This is a genomic window from Streptomyces sp. LE64, from assembly GCF_052606915.1.
This window is the reverse complement of sequence record NZ_CP199708.1, coordinates 3,623,131-3,640,612: the sequence shown is the minus strand read 5'-3', so window position 1 is coordinate 3,640,612 and position 17,482 is coordinate 3,623,131. Positions and strand designations below refer to the sequence as shown.

Below are 17,482 nucleotides of genomic sequence, written 5' to 3'. Positions count from 1 at the left end.
TCACTCCTTCTCCGCGGGCCCTTCGGCCCGGGGGTGGTTCTCGATGATCAGGTGTCCGACGGCGGTGTTGGACGCGGGCACGTGGTAGAAGCGGTGCTTGACCTCGACCCCGCCCGAGCCGTCGACGTCGCTGAGTGCGCCGCGGGCGATCAGCCACATGACCAGCTCGATGCCCTCGGAGCCGGCCTCCTCGACGTACTCCAGGTGGGGGGCCTCGGCCAGCCCGGCCGGGTCCTCGACCAGCCGGTCCAGAAAGGCGTTGTCCCACTCCCGGTTGATCAGGCCGGCGCGCGGGCCCTGGAGCTGGTGGCTCATGCCGCCGGTGCCCCAGACCTGCACCTTCAGTGGCCTGTCGTACGACTCGATCGCCCTGCGCAGGGCTTGGCCCAGCCGGAAGCAGCGGGCGCCGGAGGGCACCGGGTACTGCACCACGTTGACGTGGAACGGGATGACCTTGCACGGCCATCTCTCGACGTCGCCGAACATCAGCGACAGCGGGACGGTCAGCCCGTGGTCGATGGCCATCTCGTTGGCGAGGGTGAGGTCGAAGTCGTCCCGGATCAGGGAGTGCGCGATGTGCGCGGCCAGGTCGGGTTCGCCCTCGATGCCGGGGACGGGGCGGGGCCCGTACCCTTCGTCGGCGATGGGGTAGGCGGCGCCGGTGCCGAGGACGAAGGTGGGGATCAGCGACTGGTCGAAGGTGCTGGCGTGGTCGTTGTAGACCAGGAAGATCACGTCGGGGACGTTCTCCCGTTCCCACGCCTTGGAGTACTCGTACCCCTCGAAGACCGGCCGCCAGTACGGCTCCTCGGTCTTGCCGTGGTCCATCGCCGCGCCGATCGCCGGCACGTGCGAGGTGAAGACGGCGCCGGTGATCGTGGCGTGCTCGGCCGGCGGGGTCGGGTCGGCGTGTGCGGCCTCCAGGACCGCGTGGTCGATGCGGTTGCCCTCGACCGAGCGGCCCCCGCCCACCATCATGGCGCGGTACTCCTCCTCGGTCATGCCGGTCATGGAGCCCGCCATCTGCTGGAAGGAGAAGCCCAGTGTGGCGCCCCACTTGGCGAGGAAGTAGATGTTGCCGCCCTCGCGCATCGCCGCGTTGAGGTCGCGGTCGAGCAGGGCCCGCTTCTGCTCCTCCCGCAGCGGCCACGCGTCCAGGTAGGCACGCTCGTCGGCGAGGTAGGCCGCGCGGTTCTCCGCCGTCATCAGGGACATGCAGAACTGGTTGAGGTGATAGCCCTTGGCGGACTGTTCGGCGTCGAAGACGGTCGTCCCCGGCACCAGCTTGTAGGTCTTCTCCAGTGACATGGCGTGCTTCCGATCGTCCGGGCGGGTTCAGTCGGCTTCGGGCCAGTACAGGCGCGTCGGGTTGTCGATGAGGAGCTGGTGGCGGAGCTCGGGCGTCGGCGCGATGTGCGGGACGAAGTCGACGAGCAGTCCGTCGTCGGGCATGTGGTCGGTGAGGTTGGGGTGCGGCCAGTCGGTCCCCCACAGCACCCGGTCGGGGAACTCCTCGACCACCCGCCGGGCGAAGGGGACGACGTCGCGGTAGGCGGCCCGCTCCCCGTCGAGGGCCGGCGGGCCGCTCACCGTCAGCCGCTCCGGGCAGGTGACCTTGCACCAGATGTCGGGTCTGGCCCGCATGAAGTCCAGGAACCCCTCGAACTCGGGCCCTTCGGGGTCCTTCGACGTGTCCGGGCGACCCATGTGGTCCACGACCAGCGGCACCGGTATCGACAGGAAGAAGTCCCGCAGCTCGGGCAGGTCGGCCGCCTCGAAGTAGACGACGACGTGCCACCCGTACGCGGAGATCCTCTCGGCGATGTCCCGCAGGTCCTGCTCCGGGGCCGCGTCCACCAGCCGCTTGACGAAGTTGAACCGGACGCCGCGCACGCCCGCCTCGTGCAGTTCCCGCACCTCGGCGTCGGTGACGTCGGGACGCAGCGTCGCCACCCCCCGGGCGAGGCCGCCGGAGGCCCGCAGGGCGTCGACCATGGCGGTGTTGTCGGCGCCGTGGCAGGTCGCCTGCACCACGACGTTGCGGGTGAAGCCGAGGTGGTCGCGGAGCGCGAACAACTGCTCCTTGGACGCGTCGCACGGCGTGTACTTGCGCTCGGGCGCGTACGGGAACTCCTCGTGCGGGCCGAAGACGTGGCAGTGCGCGTCCACGGCGCCCTCGGGCACCTGGAACCCGGGTCGGCTCGGACCGGCGTACCAGTCCAGCCAGCCGGGCGTCTTCTCGTAGCTCGTCGTCATCGTCGGCCCTCAGTCCTCGTAGCGCAGTCCGAGCTCGGCCAGCGGGCCGCGCATGCCGTACAGGTCCAGGCCGAGACGGCCCGCGCGGAACTGCGCGCGCTTGCCCTCCTCGTTCGCCTCGCGGGCGGCGGAGGCGGCGGCCACCTCGGCGGCGCGCTCGCGCGGCACCACCACGACTCCGTCGGCGTCGGCGACGATCACGTCACCGGGGCGCACCAGGGCGTTCGCGCAGACCACGGGCGTGTTCACGGAGCCGAGGGTGGCCTTGACCGTGCCCTTGGCGTTGACCGCGCGGGAGAAGACGGGGAAGTCCATTCCCTCCAGGTCGGTGACGTCCCGGACGCCGCCGTCGATGACCAGGCCCCGGCAGCCGCGGGCCCGGAACGAGGTGGCGAGCAGTTCGCCGAAGAAGCCGTCCTCGCTCTCCGTCGTGCAGGCCGCGACCACGACGTCCCCGTCCTGGATCTGCTCGGCTGCCACGTGCAGCATCCAGTTGTCGCCGGGCTGGAGGAGCACGGTGACGGCCGTGCCGCACATCCGGGCCCCGGGGTAGACGGGCCGCAGGTAGGGGCGCATCAGGCCGACCCGACCCATCGCCTCGTGGACGGTCGCGACACCGAACGCCGAGAGGGCGGCGACGGCGTCGGGGGCGGCCCGGTCGACTGCGGTGTGCACCACGCCGATCTCGGTGTGTTCCATGGGTCCTCCTGGAGGGACGGGGTCAGCGGCCGGCCGCGGCGAGACGGGCGGCGAGACGGGGGTAGACGCGCAGGGCGTTGCCGGAGTACACGGCGGCGCGCTCCTCGTCCGACAGGTGCGCGGTGGCGTCGACGTACCGCTTGGTGTCGTCGAAGTGGTGGCCGGTGAGCGGGTCGACGTCGCGGACGGCGCCGATCATCTCGCTGGCGAAGAGGACGGACCGGCTGGGCATCACCCGGGTCAGCAGGTCGACGCCGGGCTGGTGGTAGACGCAGGTGTCGAAGAGGACGTTGTCGAGCAGCGCCTGAGGGTCCGGCCTGCCCAGCGCCATGGCCAGGCCCCGGAACCGGCCCCAGTGGTACGGGACGGCGCCGCCGCCGTGCGGGATCACGAACCGCAGTGTGGGGAAGTCGGCGAAGAGGTCGCCCTGGACCAGCTGCATGAAGGCCGTGGTGTCGGCGTTGAGGTAGTGCGCGCCGGTGGTGTGGAAGGCCGGGTTGCAGGAGGTGCTGACGTGGATCATCGCGGGGACGTCGTACGCCGTCATCGCCTCGTACAGCGGGTACCAACTGCGGTCGGTCAGCGGCGGCGCGGTCCAACGCCCGCCCGAGGGGTCGGGGTTGAGGTTGACGGTGACCGCGCCGAGCTCCTCGACCGCACGGGTCAGTTCGGGCAGGCAGGTCGCGGGGTCGACGCCCGGCGACTGCGGCAGCATCGCGCCCGGCGCGAAGCGGTCGGGGTAGCGGAGGCTGACGCGGTGGACCAGGTCGTTGCAGATCCGTGCCCACGCCGAGGAGACCGCGAAGTCACCGATGTGGTGGGCCATGAAGCTGGCGCGCGGCGAGAAGACGGTGAGGTCGATGCCGCGCTCGTCCATGAGCCGCAACTGGTTGCCCTCGATCGCCGCGCGCAGGTCGTCGTCGGTGATGACCAGCTCGTCGGGGTCCGGGACGGGGCCGTGCCCGTCGGCCGCCGCGATCTGCCGCTCGCGCCACTGCGCCAGTTGCGGCGGGGCGGTGGTGAAGTGACCGTGACAGTCGATGATCATGGGTGTGCTCCTGGAGGAGTGGCGCCGGACGGACCGGGCGGGCCGGGGTGGGCGGCGGGGGAACTGCGGACGGAGGACGCCCGGCGGGCGGAGACGTCAGCCCCGGGTGCTGACGGGCCAGCCGGTGTACTGCTCCGAGAGGTAGGCGCGTCCGGCGTGCGTGCCCACCACGTTGTCGAGCTCACCGAGTTGGCGCCGCAGGTCGAAGGCGGAGGCGCCGGGCGCGGTGTGGAGCAGCCGCGTCATCCAGTACGAGAAGTTCTGCGCCCGCCACACCCGCTGGAGCGCGCGCTGCTGGTACTCCTCCAGGACGCTCTCCCCGCCGCCGCCGAGGGCCCGCACCAGCACGTCGGCGAGGACCTTCACGTCGTGCAGCGCCAGGTTGAGCCCGCGGGCGCCGGTCGGCGGCACGGTGTGCGCCGCGTCCCCGGCGAGCAGCAGCGAACCCCAGCGCATCGGCTCCTGCACGAAGGAGCGGAACCTCAGCACCGTCTTCTCCAGGACCGGGCCCTCCTTCAGGCGGAAGCCGTCCTCGCCGGCCACCCGCGCCTGGAGCGTCGCCCAGATCCGGTCGTCGGACCAGGCGTCGACGGACTCGTCCGGCGAGCACTGGAAGTACATCCGCTGCACCGACTCGGTGCGCTGGCTGATCAGCGCGAAGCCGTGCTCGGAGTGGGCGTAGACCAGCTCGGGCGCACTCGTCGGCGCCGCGGCCAGGATGCCGAACCACGCGAAGGGGTAGTCCTTGCCGTACCGCACCCGCCGCTCCTCGGGCACCAGGTCGCGGCACATGCTCCGCGACCCGTCCGCGCCGACCACGTACCGCGCGCGGATCTCGTGCCGGGAGCCGTCGGCCGTGGTGTAGCGCACCCGCGGGGCGTCCGTGGTGACGTCGAGGACTTCGGTGTCGCCGACACCGAAGTGGACCGTGCCGCCGTCGCGTTCCCGGGCGTCGGCGAGATCGGTGAACACGTCGGTCTGCGGGTAGAGCCACACCGACTCGCCCACCAGCTCCTTGAAGTGGATCCGGTGCGCCCGGCCGCCGAAGCGGAGCTCGGTGCCCTCGTGTTCGTGGCCGTCCCGCAGGATCCGGTCGGAGACACCCGTCTCGATCAGGTCCCGGGCCACGTCGGCCTCCAGGATGCCCGCCCGCTGCGTCGTCTCGATCTCGTGCCGGGTACGGGTGTCGAGGACGATCGTCCCGACCCCCGCGCGCCCGAGCCGGTGCGCCAGCATCAGACCGGCGGGGCCGGCGCCGACGACGGCCACGGGGACCGAGGCGACGGTGTCGACAGGGGCATCGGTCATGGCGACTCCTGAGCGGCGGGGAACGTGGTGGCCACCACGCACGTTGGCAGCCGATCCGCCGTCCAGTCGCCATCGTTTCCGTCAGGCGGAAACCTGCCCCGGTCCGCGCCCTTCAGGAGGCCGTACGGGCACGTCGGCCGAGCTCGTCGGAGATCCCGTGGGCGGCCCGCAGCAACGCTTCGCGCAGCCCGCGCGAGCGCCCGGCGTCCGGCGCCGCGAACACGATGCCCAGCGCGGCGCTCACCGGCCCGGCCCGGCCGATGCGCACCGGTGCGGTCACCGCCACCGTGCTCTCCGAGAGCTGCCGGTCGCTGACGAAGACGTGCTCACGGCGGATCCGGTCCAACTGCGCCCGCAGCGCCTTCGGATCGACGATCGTGTGCGGGGTCCACGCACGCAGCGGCGAGTCGAGGACCTCCTCCTGGATCTCCCGCGGCGCGTGGGCGAGGAGCACCCGCCCCATTCCGGTGGAGGCGACCGGGAACCGTTTGCCGACCGTCGTGAGGAGCTCCACCGACCGGTGCCCGGCGATCCGCTCGACGAACACGAGCTCGGTGCCCTCCCGCACCGCCAGCTGCACGTTCTCGTGGGTCGCCTCGTACAGGTCCTGCATGAACGGCAGCGCCACGTCCCGCAGGATCTGCGTGCGGGGGCACCCCGAGGCGATCTCCCAGAGCCGCAGGCCCACGTGCCACGACCCGTCCTCGGCCCGTTCCAGCACCCCCCAGCCCGCCAGCTCGGCCACCACTCGATGCGTGGTGCTCAGTGCGAGCCCCGTACGCTGGGCCATCTCCGACAGGGTCTGCGAGGGATGCTCGCGGTCGAAGGCCGCGAGGACCTTGAGGACCTTTCCCGCCGCCGTGGTCTGGGTCGTGCTCATGCCGCCAGTCTCACAGACCGGCCGAGCAGCCGGACCGTGTGCGCCCGCCGCCCGTCCGCAAACCAAGGAGCCCCAGTGAGCCGCGAGATCTCCGGACTGTCCTCGATGGCGACCCGACCGGTCCTGGCCGAGCTCTCCGAGCACATCCGGACCGTCCACGGCATCCCGGTGCGTTTCGAGGCCGCCGGCGGGGTCCAGACCGCTCGGCGCGTCCGCGAGGGCGCCGGGGCCGACCTGCTCGTCCTCGCCGCCGGAGCCCTGGCGGCACTGGAGGGGGAAGGCCACGTCCTGCCGGGCACGGCTCGCCCCCTGTGGCTCTCGGAGGTCGTCGCCGCGGTACCGCAGGGAGTTCCGCTCCCGGCCCTGGAGACGGAGGCCGACCTGCGGAACACCCTCCTGTCCGCACGGCGGATCGCCTACTCCACCGGTCCGAGCGGCACGGCCCTCGTCGACTTGGTCGCCCGGACGGGGCTCATCGACACGCTCCGGGACCGGCTCGTCCAGGCGGCGCCGGGCGTCCCCGCCGGCAGCCTCCTGGCTTCCGGCGAGGCCGACCTGGCCTTCCAGCAACACAGCGAACTGATGGGCCTTCCCGGCGTCGTGGTCGTCGGCCCCCTCCCGGGTGGTTCCGCGATCCGTACGACGTTCAGCGGGGGCGTACTGGCCTCCTCCACCCAGCCGGACCGTGCCCGCGAGGCCCTCGAACTCCTCGGTTCCGACGCCGGGGCGAGCATCGCCCGCACCAGGGGGATGCGGTCCCCCGGTGAGTAGCGGACACGGAATCAACCGCCTTCAGCGCCATGGTGCCGTCGCCGCCCGCCCGCACGAGCCGGCAGCCCGCTGAGAGGCGAACGCCGAGGAAGCGGGGAGAGGTCTCACCCCGCGCTCTCATGCCCAGTCCGGCACCCACGCGTCGGGCGGGGTGCTCGGGCTCACGGCGCGCAGGTGCTCGCGGAGCGCGGTCAGCACCGGGTGCCGGTCCCCGCTGCGGAACAGCAGCAGGTGCGGGTAGACCGGGGTCGGGTCGTGCAACGGGATGCGCCGCAGGTCGTGGGCGAGGGGCCACAGGTACCGGTCTCCGCTGCCGACGAGGGTGGCCAGCGAGGCCGAGTCGGCCAGCGCGTCCATCAGGGCCTCGTCACCGAAGTGGGGGCCGAGCGCGTCGATGCCGAGGCCGAAGTCCTCGGAGAACGAGCGGTAGAACGCCGCCCACTCGGTGTCCGGCCTGATCCCGGGGACCCAGATCCGGTGGCCGGCCAGGTCCGCGGGGCGGACCCGGGGCGCGTCGGCCAGCGGGTGGCCGGGGCCGACCAACAGTTCCAGGGGTGCGTCCAGGAGCCGCTCGGTGCTGATCCCGGCCGGCACCCCGTCCGCCGGCAGGGCGCGGAAGGACGCGTCGACGGTCCCTTCGAGCACCGCCCGGGCGGCCTCGGCGGCGTTCTCCTCGCCCAGCGTGAGCACGTCCAGCTCCGTCCCGGGGCGGGAGCGGTAGAACCGGTGGACGGCCTGAGCGGGGGCGATGCGCCGGTGGAGGACGTCGACGCGCAGGGGACGGCTACCGGGGCGCACCGCCCGCTCGGCCTGTTCGAGGGCGGCCAGCACCTTCCTGGCGTGCGGCAGGAGGACCTGCCCGTCCAGGCTCAGCCGGGAGCCGCGGGAGGTCCGCACGAGGAGGGTGACCCCGGTCTGCCCCTCCAGTGCCGCGATCCGCTTGGAGACCGCCTGCTGGCTGACCCCCAGTTCGTCGGCGGCTGCCTGGAAGAGGCCGGTCTCGGCGACGGCCACAAACGTCCGCAGTGCTTCAACATCCACGCCCCCACCCTAGGTGCACAACCAGCGGTGGTGTCTGCGGTGGTCCTGGTTGTTTGATCGAGCGTTCCGTGCGGTGGTGGGATGAGGCGCATGTCTACCCGCACCGAGCAGGTCATGTACGTCCAGACAGCGGAGTTCACGCGTCATGTGGAGCGCATCGTGGAGGTGACCGAGGCGACGTCCCGGTTGAACATGCTTCCGTTCAGCGACACCGAGGCTCGCGCGGAACTCCTTTCCGTTGTGTTCGGTGCTCCGCTGCCGGAGTCGGTGACGATCTACCCGCCGTTCTTCACCGAGCACGGGCTCAACACGACGTTCGGGAAGGACGTCTTCGTCAACCAGGGGTGCACCTTCATGGACCGGGGCGGCATTCGCATCGGCAACGGCGTGATGATCGCCCCGAAGGTCAGCCTCGTCACCGGAGGCCATCCGCTGCCCCTGGCCGAGCGCCGCGAGCACCTCTCCTTCGCCCCGATCGTCATCAAGGACGAGGTCTGGATCGGGACCGCCGCCGTGGTCACGCAGGGGGTGACCATCGGCGCCGGCGCGGTGGTCGCCGCCGGCGCGGTGGTCACCCGGGACGTTCCCGCCGGCACCGTGGTCGCGGGGGTGCCGGCCCGGGTGGTCAAGACGGTCGACTGAGCCCGGCCGGGGCGACGCGGCAGCGGGCCGTCGGGGCCGGGGTGGGATTTCCCCGTGGACCTCGCACGTCCGTCAATACCGACGGCACTCGACCCACGTGCGGGTGAACGCGCCCGCACTCCCGCCCGGCGCGCGCCCGTGCGGCGGTACCCCTGGTCCGTGGCTCTGGGAGACAGGCGCCAGAAGAAGGACATCGAGGCGACGCTGAAGCGCGCGGAGCGGGCCGGGCTCAAGGTGACGCACGACAAGAACCGGCACCGGTGGGGGTGGGTGCTCTGCTGCCCCTGCAACGCGAGCTTCATCGTGTACTGCACACCCAAGAACGCCGGCAACGAGGCGAGGGACATTGAACAATTCACTCGAAAGCATGCGAACTGTGCGTAATTGGCGCTTCACTCTGCACCTTCAGGGACCGCTCACTCCGGAGCAGTCCGACACCCTGGACGGCCTGGAAGTCTTCAGCGACGGGCTGATCAACCTGGTCACGGGGCCGAACTCGGCCGAGTTCTGGTGCTCGTTCGACGCCGAGCACCTCACGGACGCCATCGCCGAAGCGCTGGGACGGTTCGAGCACTTCCCCGGAGTGCTCGTCCGTAGCGTCGAGTTGGACGAGATGGCCCTGGACGACAACGGCATGGCAACCCCTGCCGTCCTCCCCCCGCCACCTCCCCTGCCCGACACCCCCTGACCGCCCCTGCGTCCGACGCCGGCCCTCCCGGCGGACGGCGCCGGACGGCCCCGGCAGTCACTTGCGGGCTACGCCGACGTAGAACCCGGGTGGATCGCCCGCCCCGGGGACGGGGTCCCCGGGGTCCGGGCGCCATGCGTCGGGTGCCCCCACCCCGGGCTCGACGAGCCCCCACCCCCGGAAGAAGCGGACGAACTCCTCCCGGGTCCGCAGCCGGAACGGGATGCCTCCCTTCCGGTAGACCTCGACCACCGCGGCGACCTCCTCGGGGTCGCCCCCGTCGAGGGTGCCGTGGGTGAGGACCAGGCTGCTGCCGGGTGCCAGCGGCGCCGTCAGGGCGTCGACCAGTCCGTAGGCGTCGAACTCGTCCGGGACGAAGTGCAGCAGCGCCACCAGGGAGAGGGCGACCGGCCGGGCGAGGTCCAGCACCTCCCGGGCCTCCGCCACGATGCGCTCCGGATCCCGCACGTCCGCCTGCACGTACGAGGTCCGCCCCTCCGGCGTGCTACGCAGCAGCGCCTCCGCATGGCGGAGGACGACGGGGTCGTTGTCGACGTACACCACCCTGGCGTCGGGTCTGACCCCCTGGACCACCTGGTGCAGGTTGGGCTCCGTCGGAATGCCGGTGCCGATGTCGAGGAACTGGCGGATGCCCTGCTGCGCCAGGTGACGGACGGCCCGGTGCATGAACCGCCGGTTCGCCCGGGCGAGCCGCTTGGCGTCCGGGACCACGGACACCACCCGCTCGGCGGCCTCCTCGTCGACCTCGTAGTGGTCCTTGCCGCCCAGGTAGTAGTCGTACATCCGGGCGGGATGCGGTCGGCTGGTGTCGATCGGGGGTAACGCCATGGCCTTCGCCCTTCGTCGGCTGGTGCGCGCGGTCGGCCCGCTCGGGGCCGCTGGTGCCGCGGGCACCGGGTCACCCACTATGCAGGCGGCCGGGTGCGGAGGCCCAACGTCCGGTCGCGCGGGCGCCGGGCCGGGGCACGGCGCCCCTCCCGGGGCGTCAGCGGTCGGCGCGGCGGGTGTCGCGCAGGCGGCGCAGCCGGTTGATGGTGACCGGGTCGTGGCGCAGGGCGCGGGCGTCGTCCAGGAGGGCGTTCAACAGCTGGTAGTAGCGGACGGGGGCCATGCCGAGCCGCTCCCGGATGGCGCGTTCCTTGGCGCCCGGGCCGGACCAGCTCTGCCGTTCGAGGGCGAGCACGTCGCGCTCGCGCTCGCCCAACTCCTCCGCCGCCCCTTCGTCCACGTCCCCAACCTACCGGGGAGGTGCGACAACCCACCGGGAGGTGCGACACCCCCCGCACCTCACAGCGGCGCGGGGGGCGTCGCGGTCACGGTGCCGCCGGCCTCACTTCTCGGCGCGTTCGGCCTTCACGGCGCGCTGCTGGATGCCGCCGAGGACCTGTGCGGGGTCCCCGTCGGGGGCGAGCGCCGCCCCGACGTTCTTCTTGATGTCGGCGCTGACCTGCGGCCACGACGTCTTGCCCACCGGGTACAGCTGGGCGTCCCGCAGCCCGTCGACGAAGTTGAGCAGGTCGGCGTCCCCCTTGCTCTCGGCCATGTCGTTGATCGCCGAGTTGGTCACCGGCAGCAGGTCGTAGCGTCGGGAGAAGTCGAGGACGTTCTCCTTCGCGTACACGAAGTCGAGGAACTTCCCTATCTCTTCGCCCTGGCCGTTCTGCTTGAAGGCCAGCATCCAGTCGGAGACGCCGAGCCCCGTGGTGCTCCGGCCGGTGCGGCCGGGCATCGGGACCATGCCGTAGTCGACGTTGCTGCCCTTGCTCATCCGCATGAGCGTGGGGTGGCCGTTGAGCATGCCGACCTCGCCGCGGGTGAACGCCTCGAAGGCTTCGGCCCGGTCGAACTCGGCGGGTGCCGTGGGTCCCACCAGCCCGGGTCCGACGAGCTCGTCCTTCAGCCAGGTGAGGGTGCGGACGTTGGTGGCGGAGTCGAGGACGTAGTCCCCGGTGTCGCCGGTGTAGCCGTCACCGCCGCTCAGCAGCCACATCAGCGTCTCGCCCTGGGCCTCCTCGGGGCCCAACGGCAGGGCGTACGGGTAGCGCACGCCCTTCCCCTTGAGGAGGACGGCCGCGTCCTTCAGCTCCTCCCAGGTGCGGGGCGGGCTGGTGATGCCGGCCTCCGCGAACAGCTCCTTGTTGTAGAAGAGCAGTCGGGTGGAGGACGCGAAGGGCATCCCGTACTGGGTGCGGACGATGCGCCCGGCGGCGCTGAGGGTGGGGAGGAAGTCCCCCCGGACGCTGAGCGAGAGCAGCTCGTCCGCGTCGTAGAGCTTGCCGTCCGCCGCGTAGTCCGAGTACGCGCCGATCTGGGCCATGTCGGGGGCCTTGCCCTCCGCCACCCGCTTCTTGACCTCGGCGTCGACCTCGGTCCAGGGCAGGACCGTCACCTCGATCTCGGTGTCGGGGTGGTCCATCTCGTAGTCGGCGACGACCTCGTCCCAGTAGGTGGTGGTGCTGTTCTGCACCGAGTTCCCGTAGTCCGCCGCGATGAGCGTCAGTGTGGTGTTGCCCGGCTCGCCGCCCCCTCCGCATCCTGTCAGTACCGTCGTCGACATCATCAGCACGGCCCCCGCCGCGATCAGAGTCCTTTTCCGATCTAGCACGTTGTGCTCCCACGCTCAAGCACCCGTCGTCGCCCCCGACGACGGGTCCTGTGGATCAATTGGCGGCGAGTCTGGTGCCGTGCCTCGGAAGGGGTCTAGCTCCGTGCCGTATCACTTCGACAACGTTCGGTGACCATGGTGATGTACCGCAACTGGACTAGACCTCTTGGGCGTCTACACGCGACACTGTCCTCCGTGACTGCAACGACCCGGGAGACACCCCCCGGACCCCCGGCCGGAGAACACGTCATCGCCCTGGATGTGGGCGGGACCGGGATGAAAGCCGCCCTCGTGGCGAAGGACGGAACGCTCCTCTACACGTGCCGCCGGGCCACCCGGCGGGAACGCGGCGCCGAGGCCGTCGTCGAGGGCATCCTCGACTTCGCCGCGGACCTGCGCGCGTACGGCGTCGAGAACTTCGGCGTCACTGCTTCCGCCGCGGGTGTCGCGGTACCCGGCATCGTCGACGCCGAGGCCGGCGTCGCCGTCTACGCCTCCAACCTCGGCTGGCGTGACGTCCCCATGCGGGAGCTGCTCAGCGCACGGCTCGACGGCGTACCGGTGGCCCTGGGCCACGACGTGCGCACCGGCGGACTCGCGGAGGGACGGATCGGCGCGGGCCAGGGCGCCGACCGGTTCCTCTTCGTCCCGCTCGGCACCGGCATCGCCGGCGCCATCGGCATCGACGGGCGGATCGAACCCGGAGCCCACGGCTACGCGGGTGAGATCGGGCACATCGTGGTCCGCCCCGGCGGACCCGAGTGCGGCTGCGGCCAGCGCGGCTGCCTGGAACGGCTGGCCTCGGCCGGCGCGGTGAGCCGCGCCTGGGCGAAGGCCGCGGACGACCCGACGGCGGACGCGGCGGACTGCGCCAAGGCCGTCGAGTCGGGCGACCCGCGGGCCGTCGCGATCTGGCAGGAGGCGGTGGACGCGCTCGCGGACGGGCTGGTCACCGCGCTCACCCTGCTGGACCCGCGGATGCTGATCATCGGCGGCGGACTCGCCGAAGCCGGGGAGACCCTCTTCACGCCCCTGCGGGCGGCGGTCGCGCAGCGCGTGACCTTCCAACGCATGCCCGGGATCGTCCCCGCGGCCCTCGGCGACAGCGCCGGGTGCCTGGGGGCCGGGCTGCTCGCCTGGGACCTCGTCATCGCCGGCGGCGGCGCTCCTGCGACCGCCCCGACCGCCCCGGCGCGCCGGGGCACCGGGGCCCGGGCCGCCAAGCCCACCAAGGCGGAGGGCCGGCCCGGCAAGAGCGGCGCGGCGGGCAAGGGCGAGGGCAAGGCCAGCGGCAAGGGCGAGGGCACCGGCAAGGGCGGCAAGGCGGTCACGAAGAAAGGCAAGGCATCCCGTTCCGGATCACGAGGATCCGGAACCGCTGACTCCTCGGAGGTTCCCGCCTGATGGCCCCCAGCAACGTGCTCGCCGGCGCCCGGGTGGTGCTGCCCACCGGGATCGTGGACGGCGGTGAGGTGACCGTCGACGGTGACCGGATCGTCCCCGCGCGCCCCGGCGCCGCCCCCGCGCCCGCCCTCGACCTGACCGGCCACTGGGTGGTCCCCGGGTTCGTGGACATGCACAACCACGGCGGCGGCGGCACCTCGTTCGCCAACGGCACCGCGGACGAGATCCTGCACGCCGTGCACACCCACCGGCTGCACGGCACCACCACCCTCGTGGCCTCCACCGTGACCGGCGACATGGACGCCCTCGCCCAGCAGGCGGGACTGCTCTCCGAACTCGCCGAGCAGGGCGAGATCGCGGGCGTCCACTTCGAGGGCCCGTTCATCTCGCCCTGCCGCAAGGGCGCCCACGCCGAGGACCTGCTGCGCGACCCGGACCCGGCGGAGGTCCGCAAGCTGCTGGACGCGGCGCGCGGGCGGGCCAAGATGGTCACCCTCGCCACCGAACTGCCCGGCGGCCTCGACTCGGTGCGGCTGCTGGTGGAGCACGGGGTGATCGCCGCGATCGGCCACACCGACGCCACCTTCGAGCAGACCGTGGAGGCGATCGACGCGGGGGCGACCGTCGCGACCCACCTGTTCAACGCGATGCCGGGGCTCGGGCACCGGGCCCCCGGGCCGATCGCCGCGCTGCTCGCCGACCCCCGGGTCACCGTCGAGCTGATCAACGACGGCACGCACCTGCACCCGGCGGCGCTGGAGCTGGCGTTCCACCACGCGGGCGCCGCCCGGGTGGCGTTCATCACCGACGCGATGGACGCGGCCGGGTTCGGCGACGGCGAGTACCGGCTCGGCCCGCTGGCCGTGGAGGTGAAGGACGGGGTGGCCCGTCTGGTGGAGGGCGGCTCCATCGCCGGCTCCACGCTCACCCTGGACCGGGCCTTCCAGCGTGCGGTGACCGTCGACGGCTTGCCCGTGGAGGACGTGGTCCGGGCGATCTCCGCCAACCCGGCCGTGCTGCTGGGCGTCGACCACGAGGTGGGCTCCCTGGAGCCCGGCAAGTACGCCGACCTGGTCGTCCTCGACGAGGAGTTCGCCCTCAAGGGCGTGATGCGCCGCGGCGAGTGGATCGTGGAGCCGGCCCTGGGCTGACCTCCCCCGCGGGCGCGGGAGAGCGGGGCGGCGGTCGGCGGAGCGGTCTGTGCCGGCCGCCGCCCGTTTGGCATGATCAGGTCTGTACCCGGTCGGACCGTCCGACCGGCCCCGGCCCGGGGGACCTCGGGCACCCGCCTTCCGGGGGAGGCCCACGGTGATCCTGACGGTCACGCTGAACACCGCGCTCGACCTGACGTACCGGGTGCCGTCCCTGCGCCCGCACGCCTCGCACCGGGTGCGCGAGGTCATCGAGCGGCCCGGCGGCAAGGGCCTGAACGTGGCCCGGGTGCTGGCCGCGCTCGGCCACCGGGTGACGGTGACCGGGTTCACCGGCGGCGAGACCGGCCGGGCGATGCGCGCCGGGCTGGTCGCCCTGGACGAGGGCGGACTGATCACCGACGCCCTGGTGCCGACCGCCGGGGCCACCCGCCGCACCATCGCCGTCGTCGACGCCGTGACCGGCGACACCACCCAGCTCAACGAACCCGGGCCGCTGGTCTCCGCCGCCGAGTGGAACGCCCTCCTCGACCGCTACGACGCGCTGGTGCCCGGGGCCGCGGCGGTGGCGCTCTGTGGCAGCCTGCCGCCCGGCGTGCCGGTCGGCGCCTACGCCCGACTGGTGCGCACCGCCCGCTCCGCGGGCGTACCGGTGCTGCTGGACACCAGCGGGGAACCGCTGCGCCGCGGGGTGGCCGCCCGCCCGGACCTGGTGAAGCCGAACGCCGAGGAACTCGCCGAACTGACCGGCTCCCACGACCCGGAGCAGGCCGTGCGGGAGGTCCGCCGCCGGGGTGCCCGGGCGGTGATCGCCTCGCTCGGCCCGCAGGGGCTGCTGGCGGTCACCCCGGAGGGCCGCTGGCGGGCGGTGCCGCCGGGTCTGGTGAAGGGCAACCCGACCGGGGCCGGCGACTCGGCGGTCGCCGGGCTGCTCTCGGCCCTGGTCGACGGCGTCCCCTGGCCGGTCCGGCTGACCCGTGCGGTCGCCCTGTCGGCGGCGACGGTACGGGCCCCGGTCGCGGGCGAGTTCGACGCCGCCGCCTACACCGCGTACCTGGACCGGGTCCGGGTCACCGCCGAGCCGGTCTGAGCACCGGCCCGGGGCTCACCGGGCGCAGACCTTCTTGTCGGCCTCCACCCGCTGCACGCCCTCGGGGGCCTTCGTCGGCCCGGTGATCGGCACGCCCGCGCCCTTGAAGTCGGCGCCCAGCACCAGGGCCATGGGCTCCATCGGGTCGGCGTCCGCGGTGCCGGGCCGCAGCCCCGCGGCGGGCAGGCCCATGTAGTCGGCGAGGGTCCTGGCCTGCTCCAGCTGGTTCGCCCCGAAGGCCAGGGTGGTCTTCGGCTGCTTCTGCGGGGCGTTGCTCCGGTTCGTCGACTTCGCGACGCCCTTGGTGTTCTGCAACCAGTCGAGGGTGCGCTGGGCGGCGCCCCGGGTGTCGCTGCCGTTGAACACGTCCACCCGGACCTGGTCGGCGGGCGCCCGGGGGCCCTTGAGGAGGGCGTCCTGCTTGCTCTTGGCCGCCTTCTTCTTCCGCTTCACCTCGGTGAAGGAGACGTCGTTCTGGAGCATGCTGAACATCTGGGGCGCCCTGGTCTCGTCGAGGACGACGGTCGCCTTGACGATCTCGGCGGGGTTGTCCCGCACCGGGACCGTGGTGAAGGTGATGTTCTTGACGTTGATCTTGCCGATCTCCCGGGCCAGTTCGGTCAGCTTCGGGACGTCGCCGATCTCCTTGTTCACGGTGAGGGCCTTGGTCGCCGCGTCCGCCAGGTCGAACATCCGCTTGGCGTCGCCGAGGACCTCGTCCTTCATCTTGCGGATCATCGAGGCGACGAACTGCTGCTGCATCTTGATGCGGTCGAGGTCGCTCTCGTTGCCGAGGCCGTGCCGGTTGCGGACGAAGGCGAGCGCCTGCTCGCCCTGGACGGTGTGCGGCCCCGTGGACAGGTCCAGCTTCGACTCGTCGTCCTTGATGGGCTTCGCCAGGCAGACGTCCACGCCGCCGATCGCCCGGGTCAACTCCTTCACCGCGTTGAAGTCCGCCATCATGAAGTGGTGGATCGGCACTCCGGCGATCTCCTTGACGGTGCGCATGGTGCACCCCGGATCGCGGCCGGCCACTCCGAAGCTCTCGTTGAACCTCCGGTCGAGGACCCCGGGAATCACCTTCTCGGTCCCGTCCGACTGCTTCGTCGGACAGTCCGGAATGTCGACCTTCAAATCCCGCGGAATGCTCACCGCCGTGGCATTGCTGCGGTCCTCGGACACATGGAGCAAGAGGGTGGTGTCGGCATGGCCGGAGGAGTTCTTCCGGTCCCCGTACCCCGTGTTCCCCTTGCCGCTGCGCTTGTCGGTGCCCAACAGCAGGATGTTGAGCGGGCCGTCCTTCAAACTGCCGCCCTCGGCGGCGTCCCCGACGTCCAGCGCGTCGATGTTGCCGTTGAGCCGCTCGTAGACGAGATAGCCGCCGACGCCCGCGACGACCACTACGAAGGCCGTGACGCCGCCCGTCCACAACAGGGCCTTCCGGGTGCCCGAATTCCTGCCCCCGGCGTTCTTCCGCTTGCGCCGACCCGCCCGCGAGGTGTCGTCAACTCGCTTCCCGGCAGGGGAACTGACGGTCCGTCGGCTGCGTTGGGCGGGCACCGGACGACCCTCCCTGCGGGGCCGCGGACGGGCCCTTCCCCCGGCCGGGGAGGCGCCGCCGGAGGCATCGTCCGGCGGTGCGGGGTCCGAGGGCAGGCGCAGTTCGTACTCACCGGTCCGCGGGTTCTTCACCCACTGGTCCGCGGGGTCGATGCCGTCCGCCCTGTCACGGCCTTGCGTGTCCACGGTCGTGTGAATCCTCCGTTGACGCCCGGACTCCCCGCCCTCGCACGGACGCCGGCCGCGCCGATCCGATGGCCGCCCCACCCGGTGCCGGGCGGCTGCGGGCAGCACTGATTCACGCCAGACTATCCGTCG

At 72.3% G+C, this 17,482-nt stretch carries 17 protein-coding genes and 1 pseudogene; 7 read left to right on the top strand and 11 right to left on the bottom strand.

Annotated features, from left to right (window positions below; genetic code table 11):
* The 6 genes from ligA to ACSMX9_RS16525 all read right to left on the bottom strand — a co-directional run bounded on the left by ligA (window position 1) and on the right by ACSMX9_RS16525 (window position 6,191).
* Window positions 1-1,308, bottom strand: a complete 1,308-nt coding sequence (gene ligA, locus ACSMX9_RS16550; RefSeq protein WP_351243483.1) for a protocatechuate 4,5-dioxygenase subunit alpha — start codon at window positions 1,306-1,308, stop codon at window positions 1-3.
* Between the two features lie 27 nt (window positions 1,309-1,335).
* Window positions 1,336-2,256, bottom strand: coding sequence for an amidohydrolase family protein (locus tag ACSMX9_RS16545; protein WP_445394876.1), 921 nt, complete (start codon window positions 2,254-2,256; stop codon window positions 1,336-1,338).
* 9 nt (window positions 2,257-2,265) lie between these two features.
* The gene (gene ligK / locus ACSMX9_RS16540) at window positions 2,266-2,955 is read right to left on the bottom strand and encodes a 4-carboxy-4-hydroxy-2-oxoadipate aldolase/oxaloacetate decarboxylase (RefSeq protein WP_445394875.1); all 690 of its coding nucleotides are present in this window, start codon (window positions 2,953-2,955) and stop codon (window positions 2,266-2,268) included.
* Window positions 2,956-2,977: 22 nt separating this feature from the next.
* Window positions 2,978-4,003, bottom strand: a complete 1,026-nt coding sequence (locus ACSMX9_RS16535) for an amidohydrolase family protein (protein WP_445394874.1) — start codon at window positions 4,001-4,003, stop codon at window positions 2,978-2,980.
* Between the two features lie 96 nt (window positions 4,004-4,099).
* Window positions 4,100-5,311: a 4-hydroxybenzoate 3-monooxygenase gene (locus tag ACSMX9_RS16530; protein WP_445394873.1), complete on the bottom strand. Its 1,212-nt coding sequence runs from the start codon at window positions 5,309-5,311 to the stop codon at window positions 4,100-4,102.
* 112 nt (window positions 5,312-5,423) lie between these two features.
* The gene (locus ACSMX9_RS16525) at window positions 5,424-6,191 is read right to left on the bottom strand and encodes an IclR family transcriptional regulator (RefSeq protein ID WP_351243473.1); all 768 of its coding nucleotides are present in this window, start codon (window positions 6,189-6,191) and stop codon (window positions 5,424-5,426) included.
* Between the two features lie 75 nt (window positions 6,192-6,266).
* On the opposite strand from ACSMX9_RS16525, the gene ACSMX9_RS16520 reads away from it, so the two are divergent.
* Entirely contained in the window at window positions 6,267-6,962 is a 696-nt protein-coding gene (locus ACSMX9_RS16520; protein WP_445394872.1) for a substrate-binding domain-containing protein, read from the top strand.
* Window positions 6,963-7,079: 117 nt separating this feature from the next.
* Here ACSMX9_RS16520 and ACSMX9_RS16515 read toward each other — a convergent pair whose 3' ends face one another.
* Window positions 7,080-8,003, bottom strand: coding sequence for a LysR family transcriptional regulator (locus ACSMX9_RS16515; RefSeq protein ID WP_445394871.1), 924 nt, complete (start codon window positions 8,001-8,003; stop codon window positions 7,080-7,082).
* Window positions 8,004-8,117: 114 nt separating this feature from the next.
* Between ACSMX9_RS16515 and ACSMX9_RS16510 the strand changes: the two genes are divergently transcribed.
* From ACSMX9_RS16510 to ACSMX9_RS16500, 3 genes are all read left to right on the top strand, one after another.
* Entirely contained in the window at window positions 8,118-8,645 is a 528-nt protein-coding gene (locus ACSMX9_RS16510; protein ID WP_445403008.1) for a DapH/DapD/GlmU-related protein, read from the top strand.
* Between the two features lie 159 nt (window positions 8,646-8,804).
* The gene (locus ACSMX9_RS16505; protein ID WP_445394870.1) at window positions 8,805-9,029 is read left to right on the top strand and encodes a hypothetical protein; all 225 of its coding nucleotides are present in this window, start codon (window positions 8,805-8,807) and stop codon (window positions 9,027-9,029) included.
* Window positions 9,022-9,333 (top strand): hypothetical protein, encoded by a 312-nt coding sequence (locus tag ACSMX9_RS16500; RefSeq protein WP_445403007.1) that lies wholly within the window; start codon window positions 9,022-9,024, stop codon window positions 9,331-9,333. Before ACSMX9_RS16505 ends, ACSMX9_RS16500 begins: the two co-directional genes overlap by 8 nt.
* Before the next feature lie 57 nt (window positions 9,334-9,390).
* Here ACSMX9_RS16500 and ACSMX9_RS16495 read toward each other — a convergent pair whose 3' ends face one another.
* The 3 genes from ACSMX9_RS16495 to ACSMX9_RS16485 form a co-directional block, all read right to left on the bottom strand.
* Complete coding sequence (locus tag ACSMX9_RS16495; RefSeq protein WP_445394869.1) at window positions 9,391-10,182, bottom strand: SAM-dependent methyltransferase; 792 nt, start codon at window positions 10,180-10,182, stop codon at window positions 9,391-9,393.
* A 157-nt stretch (window positions 10,183-10,339) separates the two neighbouring features.
* Entirely contained in the window at window positions 10,340-10,582 is a 243-nt protein-coding gene (locus tag ACSMX9_RS16490; RefSeq protein WP_445394868.1) for a DUF3263 domain-containing protein, read from the bottom strand.
* Window positions 10,583-10,684: 102 nt separating this feature from the next.
* Window positions 10,685-11,959 carry an extracellular solute-binding protein gene (locus ACSMX9_RS16485; protein ID WP_445394867.1) on the bottom strand — a complete coding sequence of 425 codons (1,275 nt, stop codon included), beginning with the start codon at window positions 11,957-11,959 and terminating at the stop codon, window positions 10,685-10,687.
* A 261-nt stretch (window positions 11,960-12,220) separates the two neighbouring features.
* On the opposite strand from ACSMX9_RS16485, the pseudogene ACSMX9_RS16480 reads away from it, so the two are divergent.
* From ACSMX9_RS16480 to ACSMX9_RS16470, 3 genes and pseudogenes are all read left to right on the top strand, one after another.
* Window positions 12,221-13,108, top strand: a pseudogene (locus tag ACSMX9_RS16480) (ROK family protein); the annotation flags it as partial.
* Window positions 13,109-13,362: 254 nt separating this feature from the next.
* Entirely contained in the window at window positions 13,363-14,514 is a 1,152-nt protein-coding gene (gene nagA / locus ACSMX9_RS16475) for an N-acetylglucosamine-6-phosphate deacetylase (RefSeq protein WP_445394866.1), read from the top strand.
* Between the two features lie 157 nt (window positions 14,515-14,671).
* Window positions 14,672-15,604, top strand: coding sequence for a 1-phosphofructokinase family hexose kinase (locus tag ACSMX9_RS16470; RefSeq protein ID WP_445394865.1), 933 nt, complete (start codon window positions 14,672-14,674; stop codon window positions 15,602-15,604).
* 15 nt (window positions 15,605-15,619) lie between these two features.
* Here ACSMX9_RS16470 and ACSMX9_RS16465 read toward each other — a convergent pair whose 3' ends face one another.
* A complete protein-coding gene (locus ACSMX9_RS16465; RefSeq protein ID WP_445394864.1) occupies window positions 15,620-17,350 on the bottom strand; it encodes an LCP family protein in 1,731 nt (576 codons plus the stop codon).
* Window positions 17,351-17,482: the final 132 nt, after the last annotated feature.